General features: G+C 36.4%; 19 protein-coding genes and 1 pseudogene. 12 read left to right on the top strand and 8 right to left on the bottom strand.

Going from position 1 to position 21,607, the window contains the following annotated elements:
• Positions 1–119 precede the first annotated feature (119 nt).
• Together G4420_RS18855 and G4420_RS18850 are read right to left on the bottom strand one after the other, a co-directional pair.
• Entirely contained in the window at positions 120–344 is a 225-nt protein-coding gene (locus G4420_RS18855) for a hypothetical protein (RefSeq protein WP_163325503.1), read from the bottom strand.
• A 10-nt stretch (positions 345–354) separates the two neighbouring features.
• Complete coding sequence (locus G4420_RS18850) at positions 355–492, bottom strand: hypothetical protein (protein ID WP_163325502.1); 138 nt, start codon at positions 490–492, stop codon at positions 355–357.
• Between the two features lie 728 nt (positions 493–1,220).
• Between G4420_RS18850 and G4420_RS18845 the strand changes: the two genes are divergently transcribed.
• From G4420_RS18845 to G4420_RS18790, 12 genes and pseudogenes are all read left to right on the top strand, one after another.
• Positions 1,221–1,916 (top strand): hypothetical protein, encoded by a 696-nt coding sequence (locus G4420_RS18845; protein WP_163325501.1) that lies wholly within the window; start codon positions 1,221–1,223, stop codon positions 1,914–1,916.
• A 98-nt stretch (positions 1,917–2,014) separates the two neighbouring features.
• Positions 2,015–3,391: a DUF4099 domain-containing protein gene (locus G4420_RS18840; protein ID WP_163325500.1), complete on the top strand. Its 1,377-nt coding sequence runs from the start codon at positions 2,015–2,017 to the stop codon at positions 3,389–3,391.
• A gap of 106 nt (positions 3,392–3,497) precedes the next feature.
• Positions 3,498–3,932 carry a DUF1896 family protein gene (locus tag G4420_RS18835; RefSeq protein WP_163325499.1) on the top strand — a complete coding sequence of 145 codons (435 nt, stop codon included), beginning with the start codon at positions 3,498–3,500 and terminating at the stop codon, positions 3,930–3,932.
• Complete coding sequence (locus G4420_RS18830) at positions 3,922–4,272, top strand: hypothetical protein (protein WP_163325498.1); 351 nt, start codon at positions 3,922–3,924, stop codon at positions 4,270–4,272. Before G4420_RS18835 ends, G4420_RS18830 begins: the two co-directional genes overlap by 11 nt.
• Before the next feature lie 958 nt (positions 4,273–5,230).
• Positions 5,231–8,506, top strand: coding sequence for a hypothetical protein (locus G4420_RS18825; protein WP_163325497.1), 3,276 nt, complete (start codon positions 5,231–5,233; stop codon positions 8,504–8,506).
• An 88-nt stretch (positions 8,507–8,594) separates the two neighbouring features.
• Positions 8,595–12,422, top strand: a complete 3,828-nt coding sequence (locus G4420_RS18820; protein ID WP_163325496.1) for a DUF6443 domain-containing protein — start codon at positions 8,595–8,597, stop codon at positions 12,420–12,422.
• Between the two features lie 65 nt (positions 12,423–12,487).
• Positions 12,488–12,997: a hypothetical protein gene (locus tag G4420_RS18815; RefSeq protein WP_163325495.1), complete on the top strand. Its 510-nt coding sequence runs from the start codon at positions 12,488–12,490 to the stop codon at positions 12,995–12,997.
• A 290-nt stretch (positions 12,998–13,287) separates the two neighbouring features.
• Positions 13,288–14,037 (top strand): annotated as a pseudogene (locus G4420_RS18810) (RHS repeat-associated core domain-containing protein); the annotation flags it as partial.
• Entirely contained in the window at positions 14,000–14,542 is a 543-nt protein-coding gene (locus tag G4420_RS18805; protein WP_163325493.1) for a toxin-antitoxin system YwqK family antitoxin, read from the top strand. The pseudogene G4420_RS18810 and the gene G4420_RS18805, both read left to right, overlap by 38 nt.
• A 414-nt stretch (positions 14,543–14,956) precedes the next feature.
• Positions 14,957–15,355: a type IV pilin protein gene (locus tag G4420_RS18800; RefSeq protein WP_163325492.1), complete on the top strand. Its 399-nt coding sequence runs from the start codon at positions 14,957–14,959 to the stop codon at positions 15,353–15,355.
• Complete coding sequence (locus tag G4420_RS18795; RefSeq protein WP_163325491.1) at positions 15,355–15,873, top strand: hypothetical protein; 519 nt, start codon at positions 15,355–15,357, stop codon at positions 15,871–15,873. Before G4420_RS18800 ends, G4420_RS18795 begins: the two co-directional genes overlap by 1 nt.
• Positions 15,858–17,258 (top strand): GspE/PulE family protein, encoded by a 1,401-nt coding sequence (locus tag G4420_RS18790; RefSeq protein ID WP_163325490.1) that lies wholly within the window; start codon positions 15,858–15,860, stop codon positions 17,256–17,258. Before G4420_RS18795 ends, G4420_RS18790 begins: the two co-directional genes overlap by 16 nt.
• A gap of 3 nt (positions 17,259–17,261) precedes the next feature.
• Here the strand turns inward: G4420_RS18790 and G4420_RS18785 are convergent, their stop codons facing one another.
• Genes G4420_RS18785 through G4420_RS18760 form a run of 6 tightly spaced genes read right to left on the bottom strand, consistent with a single transcriptional unit; the run spans position 17,262 to position 21,572 of the window.
• Positions 17,262–18,416, bottom strand: a complete 1,155-nt coding sequence (locus G4420_RS18785) for a type II secretion system F family protein (RefSeq protein WP_163325489.1) — start codon at positions 18,414–18,416, stop codon at positions 17,262–17,264.
• Positions 18,406–18,903: a type II secretion system protein gene (locus tag G4420_RS18780; RefSeq protein WP_163325488.1), complete on the bottom strand. Its 498-nt coding sequence runs from the start codon at positions 18,901–18,903 to the stop codon at positions 18,406–18,408. Before G4420_RS18780 ends, G4420_RS18785 begins: the two co-directional genes overlap by 11 nt.
• Entirely contained in the window at positions 18,881–19,276 is a 396-nt protein-coding gene (locus G4420_RS18775) for a hypothetical protein (protein WP_163325487.1), read from the bottom strand. Before G4420_RS18775 ends, G4420_RS18780 begins: the two co-directional genes overlap by 23 nt.
• Entirely contained in the window at positions 19,276–20,547 is a 1,272-nt protein-coding gene (locus G4420_RS18770; RefSeq protein WP_163325486.1) for a hypothetical protein, read from the bottom strand. Before G4420_RS18770 ends, G4420_RS18775 begins: the two co-directional genes overlap by 1 nt.
• 18 nt (positions 20,548–20,565) lie before the next feature.
• A complete protein-coding gene (locus G4420_RS18765; protein WP_163325485.1) occupies positions 20,566–21,150 on the bottom strand; it encodes a toxin-antitoxin system YwqK family antitoxin in 585 nt (194 codons plus the stop codon).
• Positions 21,135–21,572, bottom strand: coding sequence for a hypothetical protein (locus G4420_RS18760; RefSeq protein WP_163325484.1), 438 nt, complete (start codon positions 21,570–21,572; stop codon positions 21,135–21,137). The genes G4420_RS18765 and G4420_RS18760 overlap by 16 nt, the downstream gene beginning before the upstream one ends.
• Positions 21,573–21,607: the final 35 nt, after the last annotated feature.

Genomic DNA, 21,607 nt, shown 5'->3' with positions numbered 1-21,607 from the left:
ATCTCCACTTTTACTTCTTCACGGTTTTTTGCTTCTTTCAAACCGCACAGGCTCATGAAAAAAGAAGCAGGGCGAAACGGCTCTGCGTTATGATGTATTAAAACTATTCTTATAAAAGATTAAAGCGCTATCAATCCAAGAAACATGGCAAGAGTTACCGTAACAACTATGGCAATACCAAGGATAACTACGATCATATTTTTAGCAAATTCAATCAGGAACAGAATTGCGATATAAGCCAGTAAACAATACCAGAAACTTAATCCGGTAATATAAGATGAAAGTACGATAACAATGATTCTTAAAATCCATCGAAACGGTAATTTGTTAGCTTTCTCTCTCATTTGGGCAGTTTTAAAAGGTTGATAATTGTGATGTTATGAGCAGTACAATAACAATTCCAAACTCACCTATGCGGATTCCGGAGGAGAGTGAGTTTTGTTTTTCTTTACTTCCATTTTCAAAATATTTATTTCTATTCTTCTTTTCCATATTTCATTCGTTTAATATTATGCGTCTTTCCATCGGGTCGGTCGTTGTTGTTTTGTGGCCCGGTTAAAAAAGGCGTGTTGGACCTGCAAGTTTTTTGCAGGAAATACTATTCGACGCCAGGAGGTTGGAGATTTGCTGCAAAACAGCAGGCCTGAACTTGCAGGCTCCAAAAACATGGTCTTTATTTTGCCAACAGAACAACAATGGCCGGACGGAAAGCACATTCTTAAATTGGAATGCGGGAAAGAAGAATCTATAAATTGAGTAAAATGATAACTGTACTTTTTCAAAAGTCAGTAAGCTACTATTCTAAATCCAGTGGAGGCAAAAACAAGTGTAAAGTTTGAATGTACTGAAATGAGGTCTGTGAGAACAGGTTGAATGAAAAGAAATGAAAGCTTTACTCTTGTGTGCGGTGCCGGAGGTTACTGAATGCTGGGAGTGTTCCGGCTAGGCTCGGAAAAATTCCCTCGAATGAAGTTACCGGAGGCATAGTAACGTTAAATTGAATTTTATAGGGGCAGGCAGAAGGCAAATGTATCCCTGGAATAAATGTAAGGGATTATTTTGCCGTGCGATGCAAAGGCTTTTCGATTGAGCAGTTTCAATCCACCGGGAAACTGCGAATCATGAGCAGCGGTGTGCATGAAAATGCGATTTGAGAAATGCTGGGGCATAGGAAGAATTTTATGTATAACTTTACTAAAACAGAATATTAAGAGTGTGGAATGCATAACAAATCAATAAAGACGATAATTAACAAATTAAATGATGGAGATAAAGAGGATATCTTTCTCCAGAAACTCTCCGAAAATGTTGAATATGGAATTGTTTGGCATAAAGTAAAACTTGGTTTCAACTCATCAGGGCGATTATATCGTGATAAAAGGGAACAATTTTATTTTGTAAAGAATGAAAGTTCGCTCTATGTCGGAGCTTTATTGGTAATGGAAGATTTAGATGACCTCCATGCATACGTGTTAAAAAAGTACCGTAAGCAAGGTCATTTATTTAAAGCTATGAGCAATACAATATTACCTCACATATTTAAAATCAAAGAAAAAATTCGGATTACGATCAATGAAATTGATTTAGGTGAGAAGAAATATGAGAATTCAAAAAGGTCAGCTTTGAGCCTTGGTTTTAAGAGTAACGATGGGTTTGAGTTCCATTTATTTAAATCAGATATTCAATTTACCGATGATGTTAAAATAGAAATGAATAGAATGACCAGAGCACGAGTTAAGGAATTGCAAGAAAAAATGGAAGAACTTGCAGTATCTGTATCTAAAATTGACGATGAATTTAAAATGACAATTGGTTGTATTCCAAAATTAGAAGAGTTAAAAACGGATATAGAAGATTATAGCAGATATAAGTTAGAAGACGAATATGATAAATTATTAGCAAAAACCAGATTGTAAAGCCAACTTCACCCGTTCAACGCCAATTGCGGCCAGTTTGATTCGAAGTCGCTAAATCAAAAATACATTCGCTTTTAAATCATTAAAAGAAATGTATTATGGAACAAAAAAACAATGACCAGAAAGTATTACTGGTTAAAGAGAAAAACGAAAACAAACTAAAAGCTGTAAGTGGTTTTGATGAAAAAGGTCAACTAAAAACAGAGGCTCCTAAACAAGCGAATGCAGGAAGTTTCTTAAAAATTGACAGGCACAGCAATCCGCTGGAGAACTTCTTCACCAATTTCAATCGCCAGTATAAAAATCCCATCGATTTTCAGTTTTACAAAGTACCGGCCAACCTGGTTGAGAAGACAGCAACCGTTCTGGAAAAGATGTTAAAGAAACCGGATACCCCGTCCAACAAAGAGATGTTGGAAAAGCATGAGGTAAAATCCGGGGACTTTTCGAAAGAACAAACTCAGGAGAAAGTGCCCAATCTGATTGATGAGAACAAAGTTGATTGGTCGCAATTGGAAATGCTAGGTGTCTCAAAAGATTTTCTGAAAAACACAAAAAATCTTGAACCCATGTTAAACTACCAGAAGTCACCAGGTTTGATTCCGATTACCATTAAAACCGATAATCTGAACATCCGAACCGATGCACGGCTGGCATTTCGTCAGGACGAAAATGGAGATTTTAAACTGGCTGTTCATGCGGTTCGCAACAATCCCGAACTCGACCGTCCGTATTTTGGTGTCACCTTAACTGAAGAGGATAAACAAAACCTGCTGAAAACCGGAAATGCCGGAAGAATTTTGCAACCACAGTATAAAGAGGGAGAGAGCACACCGGTATTTTTATCCATTGATAAACTCACCAACGAACTTGTTGCCGCGCGAGCTGATAAAATAAAAATCCCCGAAGAAATTAAAGGTGTGAAGCTCGATGAAAACCAAAAGAAAGAGCTGGCCGAAGGACGCTCAATTTATATGGAAGGAATGACAGCCCGTAGTGGAAAAGAGTTTAATGCTCACCTGCAAATTGATGCCGATAAACGTGGTATAGGTTTCCGATTTGATAATCAACAGCAGCAAGGGCAAAACCAAAACGAACAAAAACAGGTGCGTATTCCCAATTCTCTTTTGGGAAAGGAACTAACCGAGGACCAGCAACAAAAGCTGGAAAAACGGGAAACCATCTATGTATCCGGAATGAAAGACAAAAAAGGCGAAGAGTTTAACGCCTACATAAAGGTCAACGACGAAAAAGGCAAACTGGATTTTTACAAATGGAATCCTGATAAAGCCCAAACCAAAGGAGCAGAAGTAATACCCGATAACAAGAGCAAAACCCAGGTAGCTGTTAATTCTGAAGGTAAAACCAATGAGGCGACCAAAGATGTAAAAGAGGCGTTGAAAAAGGATCAGGTGAATCCGTCAGAACGTCAGCAGAGCACAAAACGAAACCGGGCCAAATCGCACTCCATGTAAAATCCAATTCAATAGAATTTCCTTTTTATCAGAGCGTTCGGATAAACTCCAGGCGCTTATTTTCCCTCTTCATTTCACAACATTTTAAAATTCAAATTTCAAAGTCATGAAAACAACACCTAAAGAACTCTCATGGTTTAAGTTGTCATTGCTTCACTTTTTATACGAAAGTCATCCTGAGTTAACAGACGATAACGATCTGCTGAATACCCGTAGTGATCTTGCGGCAGAATGCTATTCGCAGGCTGTTAAAAATGGGCACAACCACCAGGAAGCAGAAGAACTGGCACATAAAGAATTGTACAAAGGGCTTCACTTTTCAAAACACGATACCCTTGTAACTATTATCTGGAATGAGTTTCCTGGAATAATCCCATTGGAAGAAGCTAAAGAATTTGCCGTTCGGTTTCTGCAGGAAGCAGTTCCGGTTTTTGAAAAATACAGGTTAAATGATGAGTTTGCTTTTAGCTCTGAGTTCAACGATTTGTACACCGAGCTAACCGGAGCTATCGAAATCTGGCTGGAAGAACATGAGCTTTAATATAGAACAGCACCTGCGTGCAAATATTGAAGCCATTAAGCTTCGCTTTCGATTGGAGAAAGAAAATTGGAATCCGACGGCAGAAGAAACAAAAGCCCTGAAACAATATTCCGGTTTCGGGGCTTTAAAATGTATTCTTATTCCGGTGGAAAATCTGTCGGATATTGCCCGGTGGCCCGATTCCGAAGTTGGATTGTTTCCAGCGGTCATGGAATTACATGATGTTTTGAAGCGTAACTCAAAAACAGCGCAACAATACAATCTATTTACGAACAGTCTGAAAAATGCGATTTTAACTACTTTCATACCCCTCCCGAAATCATTAACTTGTTATTGGTAGCTTTATAAACAACCACATGAATGTATTCCGTTTTAGTGATACATCAACCGGTTTAGAAGAATTTATCTCTGCATTGAAAAATGAAAACGATATTCACTTTAATTGTGTTTCAGAAAAACTTAATCTTGCTTTTTGTTATTTTATAAATAATTTCTTATGTTTGGTTGTTGTTAATTGCAAACTCTATATCATTAATTAACCAAATGAAAAACAACTTAAGGCCCGATTTACACATATCTCCTTTCAAGAGATTTTCTTCCTATTAATATTCAAAAAATTGTTAGGCTAAATTATCTCAGCACAGGTAATGTAAGGTAATCATTAAAGATACGAAGATATTTAATAATAAATTATTAACGGGAATTGCAGTTCCCATAAAAAAATCATCTTATGAAAAAAACTAAAGAAAAGCTCAGGATAAAACAAATATATCATTTCCTGATTGTTTATAAAAAGCGAAAAAAAATTTGCTTTCTAACCAAACCATCGCCACTGTCCTAAAAAACAATGTAGTGGTTAATTAAGAGAATCATCAAATTCATTCTGACTTAATTTCATTAATGAATTCCATATTGTCAATTAGAATTTTTGTTAATGAGGGAAGTTAAAACCATTTGAAACTATGTTTAAAAAAATATTTTGGCTGTATTTTTCGGCACATAAATCAATGTCCTATCAATGATTGAGCGAAGACATTCTTCCTCTATTCATTGCACCAATTACACCATATGGAGGCTATTTTGTAAACTATGTATAAGGGACAGCGGGTATTTCTACCCGGCTTTTGGATTAAACCAAGGAGAGAATCATCTTATTATTTCCTTGACAATTTTCAATCATAGCCATAACTATATTATTTGATTAAAGGAAGTACGAACCTGCACAACAGACATAAACATAACTCATTAAATAGATTGATTCTATTTGTCTAAGTATTTATAACTAAAAAAGAACACTCATGAATAAATATATTCTGCTATTATTTACAATATTACATACACTTCATATTGCCAGTGCTCAACAAAGTATTTATAACGCAAATATTATTCCTCCATCACCAACAAGCTCGGAATTTGATAAATATGTAAAGCAGGAAGTCTCCTACTATAATGGGATGCCTGAAATATCAATCCCACTATACACGATAAATCTTAAGGATCAGTCAATTCCAATTAATTTGTCCTATCATGCTTCTGGTATCAAATATCATCAAAAAAACGGCAGTGTTGGGGTTGGTTGGGTTTTGAATCCTGGATATCGGATTTCAAGGACCATTCGCGGATATGCTGATGAATTAGTATCAATGCCTACTGATTTTTCCACCGTCTTGTTGAATTATGAGAACCAAATTAATTTGGACAATGATCCTCAGCTTAAAGTTAATAGAGATCGTTATTTATCAAAGTTTGTGCGTGAGTCAGATTTGTCAAATTATGGACAACTTGATGGTGAATTTGATGAATTTGTTTTTTCTTCACCAGGAGGTTCAGGTGAATTCATAATACAGGACAGAGTAAATGGGATTGTACAGACTCTTGAAGAGTCTAACCTTCAAATAGATTATGTGACAGGTAATTCATTGACTTCATTGTTGCAAGGTTCAATTACAGGTATTCAAGTTACAGATGATCGCGGAAATAGATATGCTTATGGTGAGTACGATACTTTGAGCCAAAATTTTACGGAGGCAGCTTCAAATTACTATGGTGGGTTTGTTGCTACTGCATGGGGAATTCATAAGATTACAACGCCAACAGGAGAAAAAGTAAACTTTGATTATGTTTTAAGAGATGATCCTGCTTATACATATAATATTCGAAATTTCTCTGTTAGAGAGACCAATGATTATAACTGTGATCTGCAAACCGTAACATCAGAACCAGGCGGTTCTATTTATAATTCAAATGGATATAACACCTTTTTCTGTAAAAAAATTGTGGCACCGGATGAGGAAATTATTTTTACTTATAATAATGAATCCGGTGGAAATCCATTATATGCCAACCAACTTTGGAAAATACAAATTAATAGTAGAAGTGGAGAGTCAATTAAAACTATAAAATTTTTCTATACAGATGATTCAAACCACATTTTTCTTGACCACGTAACGATATATGATTCAGAGCAGAATGCAGTCAAAACATATAGTTTTGATTACTATTCAAAAGATATTAGTACAAATTTTACATTTGATCACTACGGATACTATCTAGAAAGTACGTCGCCAGAACTTTTCTTTCACTCAGAATTTTCAGATGATCCGATATTGGTATCTGATCCTGCTTATGGAAATTGTCAAAATCGGACTATGGATATTTATATGTCTGGCACTACAACTTCGCGAGAGCCAAAAAGCTACAAGGCCCCTGATTATTTCTCTTTAAAAAGAATTACTTATCCAACAGGCGGTAGTAGTGAATATGTATATGAGTCTGGAAAATATATGCCGGTAGGTGGGGGACAGGTAAGAAATGCAGGAATAAGAATTCAGAAAATAACCAGCTCTGATAATATTAACACTGAAGCTTTAGTAAGAAGTTATACCTATGGAGAGGAAGAGAATGGTTGTGGGTATCCGATGGCTTGGGTGCAAAATATGGAATCACTGTTTGTTAAAGAAATGATCGAAATGAATTTTAATCTGCCGTTTTCTGGAGTAGCAAGAATCGTAAATTATTCGACCTCTATGTTGGGAGATATCGGATCGATATTTGGACAACCCGGTTTTATAAAATATCCATGTGTGTCAGAGTACTATAGTTCAAGCAGTTCTTCGCCATCCCAAAATGGAAAGACTACTTATTACTATAATGTGGGAAATTCGGTGGAGATAGGAACTTTATCAAATAGAAATATTATTCCTCGAGAAGTTTATAATGGATCGCCATCGTATATTACAAAATACAGACCTTGGGATAAACCGAGACTTGAAAGAAAGGTTTCTTACTCTTTTAGTAACGGTAGCTTCACTACAATAAGAGAAGAGAAATATTTATACAATCAGATCTCTCATACTTATAAAGGACTGAAGGTTGAACAATCAGCCAATAAAAACATTAATAGTAATATTGATATTTACAGTTATGACATCGTCTTGCCCGAATACACGTTGGATAGATACTTTAACTATTCGACGTACACTGTTCAATCGGGAAAGAATATCTTAGCAGGGAAAGAAGTATATGATATCTATGAGGATGGTACAATTATTTCAGTATATGATTATGATTATAGTGATTTTTTGTTGTCTGAGGAAACTTTTAATGATAGTAAAGGACGTAGTATTAAGATAAATTACCGCTATCCTAAAGATATCAATACCGGGGTTTATGCATCAATGGCGAATCTGCATATGTTAAACTATCCAGTTGAGAAGACAAATTTGGTTGATAATAAAGTAGTAGGTAGTACTCTAACCACATATAAATCAAATTACGGTGGATATGTACCTGATAAGATTTATTCTGTAGAAATGAATTCCCCTTTGACTACTTTTACCGCCTTTAATGGTTCAACAATGGATTCACACTATAATTCATCCAATCCGGAGGCAAAATTTGAGTATTACGATAGTAAAGGTAATCCGACCCAAATTACAAGTAGAGATGGCACCACAACGTCATATCTATGGGATGCGACGGATAACTATTTAATGGCCAAGGTTCAAGGAGCGACTTACTCACAGGTCAGTTCGCAAGATGGAAAGACATATTCTTACTCAAGTAAAACGTTGTATAATAGTCTGAAAAGTGTTGCTCCTGCAGCAATGATAATTACCTATTCTCATAAACCTTTAATTGGTATCACAGAACAGACTGATCCCAACGGCGTAACCACCTACTATGAGTACGATGCTTTTGGGCGGCTTGACCAGATAAAAAATGCAGATGGTGAAATTGTAGAGCAATATGATTACCATTATGCTGGTGAAGATGGTGGTACTGGTGTTCCTTCCACTTTGAGTGTTAATACCAGTCAGTTAACCTTTGATGCTATACCATTGAGCCAGACAGTGACCGTAAGCTCAAATACCTCCTGGACAGCAACAACCACAGATTCCTGGATAACCACTATAACACCTTCTTCAGGTACAGGAAATGGTTCCATTTTAATTAAACCGCTTAAAATTGTTTCTGGACCAGGCAGGACTGGCCAGATTACATTAGCGACTACAGATGGAACCCAAACGGTTACCATCGGAGTAACCCAAGACGGTGCAATATTTCCTGAATAAATATAAATTGAAGTTAATGTTTACGTAATCTGAAAAGATCAGGAGAAGTTATTTTAAAAGAATTAACCCGAATTCAAATCAAGAACAAATGAAATATCATAAAATAATTAAGCTTTTATTAATAAGTTTAATCAGTTTGCAGTTACATGCACAGGTCGCAACTTTACCTCACAGCGAAGGATTTGAGGGAACAAGCAGCTGGATAAACACCACAGGTGACGACCTTGACTGGACAAAACGCAGTGGAAGTACCCCTTCCGGTTCAACCGGGCCATCATCGGCTTATGCAGGTACTTATTATTATTACGTTGAGACCTCGAGTCCCAACTACCCGTCTAAAACCGCGATTCTGCTTAGCCCTATTTACAAATTAGCGGGTAAAACGAGTGCTTCACTAACTTTTAAATACCACATGTACGGGGCAGGTATGGGAACACTCCAGCTTCAGACTAGTACCAACGGCGGTTCCAGCTGGGGTACCGTATGGTCACTTTCCGGGGACCAGGGGAACTTGTGGCTGTCTTACACGAAAAACCTGGATAGTTATTGTGGTCAAAACCTGTTGATCAGGTTTTATTATACCAGTGGAACAACTTATGCTGGAGATGTGGCTTTGGATGAGGTAATAATGACAGCTGAAGGTACAACTCCTTCTGCAGGAGCACCGTCACCTTCATCGGATCAGAATTATATTTTGACTGCGACACCCCGCACAGAGAATGGTACAGGTGGGGAAACTGTTTACCAGATTCAGTATCTTGATGGCCTTGGCCGCCCGGATCAAACAAATCTGTACAAAGGATCTGGCGATGCAAGCAAAGATATTATTACCTCTGTAGTCTACGATGACTTTGGTCGTGAAGAGAAGCAATATTTGCCATTTGCATCAGCCAATAACGGAGGATATGATGCTGCCCCCGAGAGTCCTTCAAATTGGTATAACTATTACGGGGGAACAGATGATGATTTTGCTTACAGTCAAACTGTCTATGAGCCATCTCCGTTAAACCGTGTTGAGAAGCAAGCTATGCCTGGTAATAACTGGCGAAACGGTTCCAACCATGAGCAAAAGTTTAAACAAGGGACTAATATTGCCAACGAGGTAGAATATTTTTATGTGAACAGCAGCGATGGATTATCAAAGGGAACGGACTATGCAGCCGGAAGTCTTTTTAAAAGTACTTTGTGGGATGAGAACAACCTGACTACTTCATCCACCCGTACAGAAGAATTTACTGATAAACAGGGGAATGTAGTATTAAAGAAGAGCTGGGATGGCAGTACAGAACACCAAACTTATTATGTATATGATGATTATAACCGTTTGCGATTTGTTCTTCCTCCTAAAGCTGTTGAAGATGAATTAGTATCTTCAACAGAACTAAGCCAGTTGTGTTACCAGTATAAATACGACGGACGTGGGAGACTGATAGAAAAGAAACTCCCCGGGGCTGGATGGGAATACCTGGTTTACGACAAACGAGACCGGCTTGTTTTGACGCAGACTTCTACACAAAGAACGGCCGGTTATTGGGTTTTCACAAAATATGATTTACTTAACCGTGCTATTCTTTCAGGAAAATACGAGACGGGGAGCACTCGCAGTACACTTCAGTCGGCAGTTAATTCCGAAAGTGTAATGTATGAATCAGCCGGTTCAACAGTTTTGGGCTATACCAATAATGCCTATCCGCGTATATCGGATGAGAGTAAATATATTTCTGCAACCTATTACGATAATTACAGCTGGGGAGCACCATACAGCTACAGCAGTGTATATACCGACCATAGTCAAACCGGTAATGTAACTGGTTTGGTTACCGGAGTAAAAAGCAAAGTACTTGGTACCAGTACATGGTTAACCACTGTAAACTACTACGATAAGTTTGGGCATCTGATTCAGCAATACCAAAGTAATCCTGATGGAGGATATAACCGCACGTCAACAGCTTACAATTTTACGAACCAGCCGATAAAACAGCAGGTTTACCATAAAAAGACAAGCGGAGCAACGGCCAAAACAACCGAGGAGAAATACAGTTACGACCATATGGGGCGTCCTACCAAGGTTGAGCACAGCTACAACGGGGCAGGTTTTGTAACCATTGCCCAAAACACCTACGATGAGATAGGTAGGTTACAAAAGAAAGAGTTGCATAACACTTACCAGGATATTGATTATACCTATAACGTACGAGGATGGTTAACCAAAATCAATGATCCGGATGCCAGTTATTCAAGTACCAAGTATTTTGCTGAAGAATTATACTATAATTCACCCGGGGAACTGGTAAATTTGGATGAATTTGCCCAGCACAACGGAAATATAAGTGGAATCCGTTGGCGAAACAACAGTACTAAGCGAGCAGCTTATGCTTTTCGTTACGATGGGCTAAATCGCCTGACCAAAGGAGATTATGGTTCGTTAACGTCAATCGGGAATGTAACGGACCAGTCTTATTACGATGTTTCAACAGTTGGTTACGACAGGAACGGAAATATCACATCATTAAGCAGAAAGAACTCATCGGGAGGAACAAAAGAAAGCCTTACTTACAGTTATGCAGGAAACCAATTGTCATCATTAAGCGGAACCTACAGCGGAGGTTCCATAAGTGGCAAAACTTTTGGGTACGATGATAACGGGAATGCAACCACCGATAACCTGAGGGGAATTACGATTCAGTATTTTGATGAGATTGATTTACCAAAGAAATATACTCTGGGGGCATCATATGCGCAGTACGAATATGATGCAGCAGGCACAAAATGGAGTAAAACAGCAGTAACCGGTGGCACAAGTACAATGGAGTATTATGGCAGTTTTATATATCAGGACGGCACACTGGACCGTGTTCTGACCAGTGAAGGCTACTACCTTGTGAGCAATGGTAAATACCATTACAACCTGAAAGATCATTTGGGAAGTACTCGTATGGTAGTTAGCTACAGTGGCTCAACACCAACGGTAGAGCAGGTAATAGAGTATTACCCGTTTGGAAGTCTGTTCTCGGAGAACAATCTGGATAAAAATAAGTACCTATACAACGGTAAAGAATTACAGAACGAGTTCTTTGAGAATTATGATTACGGAGCCAGGTTCTATGACCCGCAGCTGGGGAGATGGCATGTGGTTGACCCGATGGCTGAAAAATATGTTAATATCTCCCCGTATGCATATGTAGGAGATAATCCAATTAATTTGATAGACCCTGATGGAAAAATTTGGAAACCTTCTAATGCCGTAAAACAGTCGCATGCATATAGACTTGCGATGAATACCGGAGAAGGCCAAGCCTTGCGAGCCATGTTTGAGACAGGAGGTATGAAAAATCATATTTATAGAACAAAGGGCGACGCAAATATCATGGATGATACAGGTGGAGCGAATATGGGATTTATGCGAGATGCTAAATATATGCCAATTAACGCTATAACAGCAGAAGATATTAGTGATAATCTTCAACTTGTTTATAGTGTAAAAATTTCTAGTAAAAGTTTAACGTCAATTGTTGGCGCTCAAATTTTTGGTCATGAGTCATTTATTCACAATCTTAGAAAAATAAGTGATGCTTCAAGTGTCCTTTCAACTTTTGGTGAAAATTCTAATGAATTTATAGCTTGGAGACTCAAGATGATAGGCGGTTATGAAGGAGATATTGAGATGAAAGATGGAAGTTATACTTCAGGTGGGGAATTAGACCACGTTAAATTTTTGAAGGGAGAAAAAGGGACATACAATACATATATTGGACAACTACTTCAAGGAGCGTCTTCCAAGGAAAGAGGAGTGCTTATGAAGGCAATTAATAATTATGTCAATGACTTGGTGAATAATGGGAATGAAAATGTGAGACGTTATACGGGGGATGATGCCGAGAAAATGTTTGAAGAACTTCAAAAACAATTTAAATAATGAGGATTTCATTTTTTGTAATACTTTTTATGGTGACTTCTTGCACAAATCATTTTCCGAAAAAGATGAAGTATGATTTCGTCCAAGAAATTAGCTATAAAAGTGAGAATAGCTACAGTTCTTTGGTGCTTGAAATAAACCAAGATACCGTTTTAAAATATCATTATTTTGATTTGGATAGTAATTTTCTGATTAAGGATATAAGCCATTACAGTTACTTGTCAAAAGAACCTTATTCCAATAATGATTATTTGTTGTACGGTATCGTGAGATTAAAACTTGATGCCCAAAAGGACGAAAAGTGGAAAACACAATATGAGAAAGATTATCATGATAGTCTTACTGTTCAGGTATTAAATATTGCTATAGACACAGTCATGAATGGTATAAAAATCGATAAGTGCTATATATATGATTTGAAATATAATCCCGCTTCTGCGGGTGAAGACTACATGGACTATCGGCTATATTTTGACCCAGAAAGAAAAGTAACAATTAGAAAGGAATATTATTCTAATAACAAATTTAAAGGTTCAGAAACATTAGTCTCTGAGTCAGCTGTTGAACAAGATTAATTATTGAGATATTATGAGAAAACCCGGTAAAATTGCCGGGCTTTTACTGTTGATATGATTGTTTTACTAATATTATTATTTTTGATTTTGACATGGTTCTTTTGGAATTTAAATGCAGAAGTATTAAAAGGTTTGTTCTTTAAAAAGAAAGGATTTTGTTTTTATTCCCATCATAATAAAATCAAATATAATGGATTTACTATGATGAGCGATTATCGTAGTAAATTAGGCAAAAACGTTCTATGATGTGTTTTATTACAACGGTGGTGTAACTTAAGTGTCATGATTACGGGGCTAGGTTTTATGACCCGGAGTTGGGGAGGTGGCACGTAATCGATAACAAAGCTGAAAAGTATTATGGAACTTCTCCTTATACTTATGCACTTAATAACCCTATTGTATTTATTGACCCTGATGGAAATGAGGTAGATGTTTCTTATCTATCAAAAAATCATCAAGGTTCATTGCAAAAAATGCTTTCAACGAAAGAAGGAAGAACCTTTGTTGGTAGATATATGAATGCTGGTGATAAATTGGTTGTTGGAGGTAAGTCTTACTCTTGGGATAAATCAGGCGACCGCTCAAAAGATTTACTGCAGATTTCCACGACTGATAACCTCGGTGCAAAAGGTTTAAATAGAACCTTTAAAAAAGGAACTTTCAAAGAAACTAATACCTTATCAAAATCTGAAATGCATGAAGCAGCTGGCGAGGGCGTTAAACAAGTTATTCAGCTAAATTCTAATTTAGAGGAAAAAGAAGCAACTGTTGTGTTAGGGCATGAAAGTTTTGTTCATGCAGACAAGGATGCAGACAGGCTAACAGAGTTAGACAATAAAATCAGTAGTGGGAATGCTACCGAAAAAGACCTTATTAGTACTATGGTAAATGTCAGCAGTAGTGCATCTCCTGACCATAAAGAATTGGGAAAAGGCAATGTCAAGAAGTTTGAAAGCATGACCAATGAACTTAGCAAAAAAACGGGTGACAAAAATTATAAAGATGAATATGAAAAGCAAGTTGAGAAATACAATAGGTAAATTTCTTGTTGTAATTATTCTTATGTCATCAATAGCGTGTCATAATGAAGTTGACAATAGTAGTAGTATATCTTTCATAAACCAAACAAATGAGAATGACGGAATTACAGAACTTGGCATGTTGGATGATTCCATAATGAATGGCCTATGGATTGAATATTATCCTAACAAAGTGATTAAAACCGTCCAATTTTATGTGGCTGGAGAATTACAAGGACCATTTTTATTATTCCATGAGAATGGGAATTTGAAATTTGAAAGTCAAATGGTGAACAATGAGTTTGAGGGAAAACGAACCGTATATTTTGATAATGGTGAAGTTCAAAATATAGGCTACTTCTTAAATGGGAAGCAAGATAGTATATGGGAATTTTATACATATCATGGAGGTTTAGATAAAAGGATTCGTTTTGAAAAAGGTGAAGCAGTTGACACATTAATTGATAATAAATTGATTGCACCTCCTCCTCCTCCTCCTTTGGCTCCCTCAGAACTAAAACGATAAAAGTTATTCTCGATAAGAGAAACGCCCGGCATCGCCGGGCGTTTTGCTTTATAGAGCAGCAATATTTTTAAGCTTAATAGATTTAATAAAACCATTGAAAACAGAAAGGATATGCCCTTTATCGGTCTCGTCCATTTTTTCAATCTCATTGAGGCGTGTAAGCATGTCTGGGTCTTTTAAATAATTTTATTGTTCCGTTTCCCAAGCAAATAGCCAACAATAGTATTTAGAATCATTGCTATTTTTGTAGCAGCATCACGTGACGGGGGCATCTCCCCACGTTCATACTTCCAGATAATATCTTACCGGATGTCCCAATTAATTTTCAGAGATTTTCAGTCAATTTTTATGGTCAAATATCTTCCAATATAGCCCAAAATAATTATCTTTAAAATCAATTTATAAGCCATAATTATGAATAAACGTCTAAACGCATTTACACTATCAGAGTTGTTAGTTGTATTAGCAATTATTGGTATTTTGGTGTTAATCGCTCTGCCTAATTTAATGCCCTTAATTTCAAAAGCAAAAAGTACAGAGGCCCAAATGCAGCTGGGGCATTTGTATAATATGGAGAAAAGCTATTTTTATATGTACTCCAAATACTCGAACGAACTGGATGCAATTGGTTTTGAACACGAGAAACTGGTTTCTGATGGTGGAACTGCCAACTACCGGATTGAGATTATTGAGGCCAGTGCAGGGGCTTTTAAAGCAAGAGCAACAGCAGTTTCCGATTTTGATGGAGATGGCATTTACAACATCTGGGAAATTGATGAAGAAAAGAACCTGAAAGAAATCAAAAAAGATTAATGTTAATCGGTATTGGTTTTTCTCTGATTAGTCTTATTGCAATTGCCTGGCAGGATTTTGCTTCCCGATCGGTATATTGGTGGTGGTTTATTGTTCTTTTTGTTGGAGCGATAACTTTTACTATAAGTAAACACCCGGATGGATTTAACTGGACAAATATTCTTGTAAATGTTTGTTTGGTACTCTTGGTTTCCGCTGGGGCTGCTTTATATTATTTTATACGTTATACGGGCAGTGCATTTGGTAAACTAAAAAACTCAATAGGCTTAGGTGATTTTGCAATGCTACCTACTTTGGTACTTGTTTTCTCTCCGGTTAATTTTCTTTTGTTTTTTATTGCAACAATAGTGATTAGCATTCTTGGTAGTGTTATCACAGTAGCTTTGACAAAGAAAATTACAAATATTCCCCTGGCCGGGTATTGGGCTGTTTCTCTTCTGTTTTGTGTGATCGGCTCAAGTTTCGATATTATTAATTTGTATAACGATTCCTGGATTTATTTATGGTTTCAGATTTAATTATTAGAAAAGAATTAATAGAATTAATAACTCCGCAAGTAGCCTGGAACTACAAGGTGGTTCCCAAATCGGGTAATGCTGACTCATTAGTATTTTATGCTGAGAATGATGAAGAATATATTCGGGAAGAACTTCAATTACTTTTAGGCAGTGAGGTTACACTTGAAGAGGAAGATCATGAAAAACTGAACCGTGCTCTGGTAAGATTTTATCCATTAAGGCAAAACAAAAGTGTTGACCTGGTTGAAGATATTGGCAATAATTATGATGATTTTTTGCCTAAAATTATAAAAGAGGCCAAAATGCATAATTCAAGCGATATTCATATTGAAGCGTTTGAGGAAATAAGCCGTATCCGGTTTCGCATTGATGGGAAACTGGTGGAACGCTATCAGTTCGATAAAGGAAAATATCCGGCACTGGTAAATAAAGTGAAGATTCAGGCACATCTTGATATTGCTGAAAAAAGATTACCACAAGACGGGCGAATATTCTTTCGCGATGGAAACGATAAAATCGATATTCGTGTATCTATTCTACCCACCTTATACGGTGAAAAGGTGGTATTACGTCTGTTAAATAAAGATACCGCCAATATTCCACTTAAAGATCTGGGATTCTCTACGGAGCAGCTAAAAACTTATCTGGAGGCTATTCAAAAACCAAATGGAATTGTTTTGATTAGCGGTCCGACAGGATCAGGTAAGACAACTACCCTTTATGCAAGTCTGAAGCATCTGAATACCGAGAATGTGAATATTATGACGGTTGAGGATCCGGTGGAATATACCATTGACGGAATAAACCAGGTACATGTAAAGGAAGACATTGGATTAAACTTTGCAGCTGCATTAAGGACTTTTCTACGTCAGGATCCTGACATTATAATGCTTGGTGAGATTCGAGATCAGGAGACCGCACAAATGGCCATCAGGGCGGCATTAACAGGTCACCTTGTGTTTTCTACTATTCATACAAATTCGGCAATGGGAACCATTTCTCGTTTATTGGATATGGGGATTCCTTCTTACCTGGTTGCCAATACCTTAAATTTGTCAATGGCGCAACGTTTGGTTCGTTTACTTTGCCCGCATTGTAAGCAAGAGGAAGATATTGATAAAACAGTTTTGCCCGTAAAACTGCCGTTTGAAAGCAGAACACATTATGTAGCTCAGGGTTGCGAACAATGCCTGTTTACAGGTTATTCTGGCCGAAAAGCAATTTATGAGTTAATACCGGTAACATCAGAACTGTCTGGTTTAATAAAAGAAAATGCATTGGAGCGGGAGTCAGATATTAAAATTCGATTGTTGAAAGACGCTGCAATTGAGTTATATAAAGATGGTCATACTTCGCTTGATGAAATTTATTCTTATCTGTTATAGTTTCTAAAAGAAATTATTCCCCATCTGGAACATCGGCAGATACATTGATATTAGGATTACTGCAACGAACAGCCCAATGATAATAATAAGAATTGGCTCCATCATACTATTTAGTATACCAACTCTGTGCTGCACTTCTTCTGAATATTGTTGGCTAAGTTTGGAATATATATCTGCAAGCCGGTTAACTTCTTCACCAACTTTGGTCAACGAAATTAACTTCATATCAAAAAAGGAAAACTTCTGCATACTTTCATGAAGTGTTTTCCCATTCATTAAATCGTCTTCCAGCATAATCATTGCTTTCTCAAAAGGATAGAATCCAATAATCTTCTCCATGAGTTCCAAAGCAGTGATTAGTGGAATACGGGCGGAAGACATTAAGGACATACTTTGGCAAAAACGTGCCAGATAAATTTTGTTTATGAGAGCTCCAAACATCGGAATCTTGAGAACCAATGAAGATGTCAGGTGTCGGAACCGATCTGTTTTTCGGACTGCATACATAAAACCGGAAAGAATTAGTAGTACCGACAAAAACAATAAAATATAGGATTTGAAAAACTGTGAGGCCGATAATATGTAACGGGTAATTGCCGGAAGTTCGCCGCTAAATCTTTTAAAAACATCTTCAAACATCGGCACAATGTAGTTAAGCATAAACGTGATAACCACAACCGCGGTAACGATAATCATAACCGGGTAACTAAATGTACTTACCAACTGACGTTTTTGTTTAATTCGCCTTGTAAAGTAGTCATTCAGGTCTTTTAAAACAGAATTTAACTGACCGCTTTCTTCCCCAATTTTCACACTGTAGTATTCATGTGGAGTTATATAGTTTGTTCGTTTTAACGCTTCGGAAAGATAATAACCTTCCACCAGATCATCGTAAATGGAGTTATAAAATTTAAAATGTTTGTCATCCTTTTTTTCTTCAAGCATTAGATGAAAGATTGTTCGAATATCTAGTCCTGATGATAGAAGCATTCCTATTTCAGAATAGAACTCTTCCTTTTTCTCATCACTAAATTTCTTTTTCGTGAAAGTGATTTGGGTATTAAACAGGGCACTTAAATCCTTTCCGGACTCCTTGTCATCCTGATCATTTGAACCAGGTGTGGAAGAGATGTCTATATTTTTTAAATCAATATTCAAAACTAATATTTTTAGAATTAAGTAAGGTTGCGGACGAGTATACTTTCTTTACAGAAAGTTGAAGAGTGTCGACTTTTGAAGGAAATGAAATGATAATTTCAGCTATCAACTCATTTGTTAAGCTTTCAACTTCAAACATATATTGTCCTTCAAATAATAAATCTTTGTTAGAATTATTCGAGGTATAATAGAGAATTTGATCGGGATATAAAGAGAAATAGTAGGTTTTCAGAGAATCATTGCATATGAGAATTTTTGCTTCATCATCATACCTGATAACATTGCAATCGTAAAACGCATTATTAAACGCCATTTTAACCAATGCAATATCCTCAAGTTTTTTATCATCACTCCGGTTGATTTGTTGAGTTATAATCTGAAGGGCAAGATACATCATTCCAACAACGATTAATGAAAGTACAAGCGTTATGGAGAGCTCAACCAAAGTGAAAGCTTTGATTTTTTTATTGAATGAATATTTCTTCATTTAATGTTTTGGTTAAGAGATGTTTCTCTGATAATCTTTTGCCAGATTTAGTGCTTATCACAACTGATTTTATATATAATTCGCGTGAATCATTATATGGCGTGTAAGTTGTACTCACATTTAATCCGTTAGTAATTCGGGTTTCAGAAATTGAAGGAGCAGTATCATTGTTTATCAATTCATATAAAAGATCAGCTTTTAGTTTTAAACGGGTATTGTGGTTTTTTTCAATATTTAGTAAGATGGATAGAGATAACGAAAATATAATTAGACAAACCAAAATCGCCATCAACACTTCAACCATCGTTGAGCCTTTAAGTGTTTTTACAAAATAGGAGTTGATTTGATTCCTGGTTTTCATTTCTGTTTCCATTAATATAATTTGTCAGTGTATTTTAATCGTGCATCGTTATCAAAAATATTGATACTACTATATTCTGCGGGCATACGGTCTATATCAATGCAGGCATTTACCAAATAATTTTGATTAAATGAATTAGGTGTGATTTTTATAAAACCATTAGTATATAGTGAGCCAAATAGCACACCATTGAAATCGCAAAAAGCATCACAGTAAATCTGTCCGATAATTTTACAGGTATTTTCTACTTTCAGGTCCGCAACCAACTCTGAATTAGTAGATTTTAATAAAATAGTACCGTTTAAAAAAACTTGTTTTCCCAGTGTTATTTTGCCCTGAGATGATATATTTAATACCGATAAGATACTTGGGCTATAAAATCGGCAATTCTCATCGATAACGATGGATTTTTGTGCCAACAATTGGCCCCGGCCTTTAAAATTGCTTTTAACTTCTATTGTTTGCCCAATAAGAATACATTGATCAATAGTTGTTGTACTGTCAATAAGAATATTCCCGTTAGAATGAACAATAATATTTCCAATCAAAGAAATGTCTCTGAGATCTATGTCATGGTCTGATTCAATTAAATAGGTTTTATCAGAAAATGATCTTTTCAGTGCCAGGGATTGATAATCATCCGAAGGGGATATTGTTGCGATGCTGGCAGATGGATTTGACATGAATTGTTTATAGCGAAGAAGTATCTTCTCGGAAAGATTCGGCAACTTCAATTGTGCCTGATGCTGTTCTCCATAAACTAAACTATCGCGGTAATAACCAACTCCGTTTACATACGCTTTTCTTATTCCGTATCGGGGGAGATAAGTGTTTGTACCAAGGTAAGTAAAACCTCCAATTGACAAATATCGATCCGGATCGGAATGGTAGAGCGATGGCAATTTATCTCTAGACCCAAGGTTCCCTCCCAAGAGGAATATTCCCTTTTTATTTTGATTATTTAATCTTGAATTTATCAACGCGGTATCAAAAAATCCCCAATTATTTATTTCAATAGTTGTACTATCTCCAAGGTCTGGAAACAAACTGAAATCATAAGAGGTCAGAATTTCACGCTCGTTCTCAAGAAAGGATATTGCGCTTTGAAGGTTGTATCGAAGTTGTTCTTCAGTATGGGCCGCCGACAGTAACCGGTGGGTTAATCCTTTTCTGAGCAGATATAAACCGATAAGCATAAAAAGAATCAAAGCAATTCCAATAACCAGAAGAAGAGCACCGGCTTTGATTTTTTTCGTAATTCCTATCTTCAGATAGCGATTCATATACTTGTTGAAATAACATTACTGATTTTTGCGAAAAAAGAGAAAATGACGATCCGAATCTATTTTTACTCCGTGTTTAAACCTCTCCTTCATAATTAATGAATCATTTTGAAATTGAAGTTCCCATCCATGTTTCTGATCGTCTTTGTATCCTGTAATGACTTCTTTTTCAGTAATTGGATCTATAATATAAGCTTTACCATCTTTAAATCCTTTCTTCCAATTCTCAATCTTTACAAGATTTCCATCTAAATCCCATATCTTCCAAACCCCGTCTTTTACTCCATTTTTAAAAGTACCTTTCTCAATAAGAGATCCTCCAAATGTTGTTTTCTGATAAATACTTTGGAGAAGTTGACCGGAATATCCTCCGGTATTTTGATGCACTTCTCCATTTGCAAACCAATAATAAGTTACATCATCTTCGACATTAACTTTTTTAATTGAGTAGGGAACATAAAAAAGGTGACAATAACCATCTGCTTTTATTGTAATATGACGTAACAATTCATCTTGTGCACTCAAAGAGTTCGATTGAGAGCAAATGATACTGGTTAAAACAAGGAAAGAAAAGAGGAATTTGAGATTTATATTTTTATCCATTCTTGTTTGTTTTTGAAGTAAACTAATACTGAATCCGGAAGAATCTTTACAACCTTAATATCAGCGTATTCTCTGTTTTCTTCTGCAATAATTATTTCGCCATCAATATTAAGGTATGCTGAAACTGATTCCTCATTTTTTACATAGCCGCTGTAGATAATATTAGGAAGTATTAAAGTTTCTTCTAATGTATTACCTGAACTCTCAGGAGAACTATTCTTTGTGGCTTTTGGTATTGAAGTTTTCCCAAGAAAAGGATCATCGTAAGATAAATCAAGCTCGTAGGAATTTGTCACCAAGGTGTCTTTTAAATCATGTTGAAAGCTTGCCGGAAGTTGATTTGTATCGATTTCCCCTCCTCGATTTCCCAAAAAAACTTTATAAAATATTACACCCCAGATTGTAAGAACAATTGGAAGCATTATGTATGTATTTCTTTTATTATTCTTTTTTAGCA

The organism is Draconibacterium mangrovi (assembly GCF_010586825.1).
Lineage (GTDB): Bacteria > Bacteroidota > Bacteroidia > Bacteroidales > Prolixibacteraceae > Draconibacterium > Draconibacterium mangrovi.
This window is presented reverse-complemented; position numbering and strand designations above follow the sequence as displayed.

Coding starts and splice junctions, on each gene's coding strand:
- G4420_RS18855 (WP_163325503.1), bottom strand. CDS start 344: ATGAGAGAGAAAGCTAACAAATTACCGTTTCGATGGATTTTAAGAATC.
- G4420_RS18850 (WP_163325502.1), bottom strand. CDS start 492: ATGGAAAAGAAGAATAGAAATAAATATTTTGAAAATGGAAGTAAAGAA.
- G4420_RS18845 (WP_163325501.1), top strand. CDS start 1,221: ATGCATAACAAATCAATAAAGACGATAATTAACAAATTAAATGATGGA.
- G4420_RS18840 (WP_163325500.1), top strand. CDS start 2,015: ATGGAACAAAAAAACAATGACCAGAAAGTATTACTGGTTAAAGAGAAA.
- G4420_RS18835 (WP_163325499.1), top strand. CDS start 3,498: ATGAAAACAACACCTAAAGAACTCTCATGGTTTAAGTTGTCATTGCTT.
- G4420_RS18830 (WP_163325498.1), top strand. CDS start 3,922: ATGAGCTTTAATATAGAACAGCACCTGCGTGCAAATATTGAAGCCATT.
- G4420_RS18825 (WP_163325497.1), top strand. CDS start 5,231: ATGAATAAATATATTCTGCTATTATTTACAATATTACATACACTTCAT.
- G4420_RS18820 (WP_163325496.1), top strand. CDS start 8,595: ATGAAATATCATAAAATAATTAAGCTTTTATTAATAAGTTTAATCAGT.
- G4420_RS18815 (WP_163325495.1), top strand. CDS start 12,488: ATGAAGTATGATTTCGTCCAAGAAATTAGCTATAAAAGTGAGAATAGC.
- G4420_RS18805 (WP_163325493.1), top strand. CDS start 14,000: ATGAATATGAAAAGCAAGTTGAGAAATACAATAGGTAAATTTCTTGTT.
- G4420_RS18800 (WP_163325492.1), top strand. CDS start 14,957: ATGAATAAACGTCTAAACGCATTTACACTATCAGAGTTGTTAGTTGTA.
- G4420_RS18795 (WP_163325491.1), top strand. CDS start 15,355: ATGTTAATCGGTATTGGTTTTTCTCTGATTAGTCTTATTGCAATTGCC.
- G4420_RS18790 (WP_163325490.1), top strand. CDS start 15,858: ATGGTTTCAGATTTAATTATTAGAAAAGAATTAATAGAATTAATAACT.
- G4420_RS18780 (WP_163325488.1), bottom strand. CDS start 18,903: ATGAAGAAATATTCATTCAATAAAAAAATCAAAGCTTTCACTTTGGTT.
- G4420_RS18775 (WP_163325487.1), bottom strand. CDS start 19,276: ATGGAAACAGAAATGAAAACCAGGAATCAAATCAACTCCTATTTTGTA.
- G4420_RS18770 (WP_163325486.1), bottom strand. CDS start 20,547: ATGAATCGCTATCTGAAGATAGGAATTACGAAAAAAATCAAAGCCGGT.
- G4420_RS18765 (WP_163325485.1), bottom strand. CDS start 21,150: ATGGATAAAAATATAAATCTCAAATTCCTCTTTTCTTTCCTTGTTTTA.
- G4420_RS18760 (WP_163325484.1), bottom strand. CDS start 21,572: ATGCTTCCAATTGTTCTTACAATCTGGGGTGTAATATTTTATAAAGTT.